Here is a 1,685-nt window from a genome sequence, read left to right as displayed (position 1 = left end):
CTGATCTTCTGGCTGCTGTGCTGGATGTCGCGCATGGTCGAGACCACCTGGCTGACCACCTCGCCCCCTTGCACCGCCACGTTGCTGGCGCTGGCGGCCAGCTGGCTGGCGGCGCGGGCGTTGTCGGCGTTCTGCTGTGCGGTCGAACCCATCTCTTCCATGGACGCCGAGGTTTCCTCCAGCGCCGAGGCCTGCTGCTCGGTGCGGCTGGAGAGGTCCTGGTTGCCCTGGGCGATCTGCGCGCTGGCCGTGGCCACGCCTTCGGCGTTCTGGCGCACGTCGGTGACGAGGTCGCGCAGCGCCTGCTGCATCTTGCCCATGGCGGCCAGCAGCTGGGCCGTTTCATCGCGGCCTTGCACGTTGATCTTCTGGGTCAGGTCCCCGGCGGCGATGTGGTCGGCAATGCCCACCGCCTCGTTGAGCGGGCGCACGATGGCGCGGGTGATCAGCAGCGCGGCCAGGGCCGCCAGCACCACCGCCGCCACCGACAGGCCCACCACGGTCCAGGTGGTGGTCTGCAGGCTGCTGCGCGCAGCGTTGCCGGAGGCGGTCATCAGGTCGCGCTGGAAGTCCAGAAACTCTTCAAGTGCATCGCCGTAGGCATTGCGAGCGGCCTGCATGCTGCCATTCAGCAGCTGTTCGGCCTCGGTGTTCTTGCCGTCCCGCACAAGGCCCAGCATGGTCTCCCGCTCCTTGCGGTAGGCGTCTCGGGTGTCCGACACGCGCTTCATCAGCTCCCTCGCCTTGGGGTTGTTGATGAGGCCGTCGAGTGTTTCGAAGACCTTGCCAACACGGGCAGAACTCTCTTGCAGCTGCGCCAGTGCGGCGTTCACGCCGGCGGTGTCGCCCCGGTTGGAAGCCAGCAGGATGTTGCGAAGCAGCACGCCCTGTCTCACCACGTCGGTCTCCAGGTCGGCGACCATCACCGTCTTGGGGTACCGGTCTTCCAGCGCGTCGTTCTGCAACGCAATCGCGCCGTCCAGCTTCACCCACGAAATGCCTGCGATCAGTGCGATCAACAGCCCCACAAAACCAAAACCCAGTGAGAGCTTGATGCCCACCTTCAAATTCGACAACATGATCGACCTTTCTAAGTCAAATTGATCTGACAACAACCGTCCGCCTGACGGGCCAAGCGCTCGCGCCTGCACACCGTTTGCTCCGCTCAACAGAGGCTCGGCCCAGGAACTTCAAGCCGCCACGCAATGCTGATTGCTTTTTCGCCATGCAAATCCGGAACTTGAGTCCGAATCCCGGCGCAATTCAAATAAACGTCGCGGGTGTGAACAGCGCCATGCCCGAGGCATCGGGGCGGGCCCGCAACAACCCCTGACTCACGCCGGTGACAGCTTGAACACCGACACCGCCCGCACCATCTGCTCGGCCTGCTGCTTGAGCCCCGCGGCCGCCGCAGCGCTTTCTTCGACCAGCGCCGCGTTCTGCTGCGTGGCCTGATCCATCTGCCGCACCGCATCGCTCACGCGCGCCACACCGGCGCTCTGTTCGCTGCTGGCGCTGCTGATCTCGCCCACGATGTCGGTCACGCGCTGGATGGACTGCACGATCTCCTGCATGGTGCTGCCAGCCTGGTCCACCAGGGCGGTGCCCTGCTCGACACGTTCGACGCTGGCGTTGATGAGGCTCTTGATTTCCTTGGCCGCCTCGGCGCTGCGCTGCGCCAGGCT

At 65.2% G+C, this 1,685-nt stretch carries 2 protein-coding genes; both read right to left on the bottom strand.

Going from position 1 to position 1,685, the window contains the following annotated elements; translation table 11 throughout:
- Window positions 1–1,079, bottom strand: a 1,079-nt coding sequence (locus HFL01S_RS24360; RefSeq protein ID WP_157539130.1) for an MCP four helix bundle domain-containing protein, incomplete at its 3' end; no start/stop codon positions are given.
- 255 nt (window positions 1,080–1,334) lie between these two features.
- Window positions 1,335–1,685 (bottom strand): methyl-accepting chemotaxis protein (locus tag HFL01S_RS24355; protein ID WP_245644963.1); only part of this gene is annotated, 351 nt, incomplete at its 5' end.

Source organism: Hydrogenophaga flava NBRC 102514, from assembly GCF_001571145.1.
Lineage (GTDB): Bacteria > Pseudomonadota > Gammaproteobacteria > Burkholderiales > Burkholderiaceae_C > Hydrogenophaga > Hydrogenophaga flava.
Note: the sequence above shows the minus strand (reverse complement) of the source record. Positions and strands in the feature narration are given on the sequence as shown.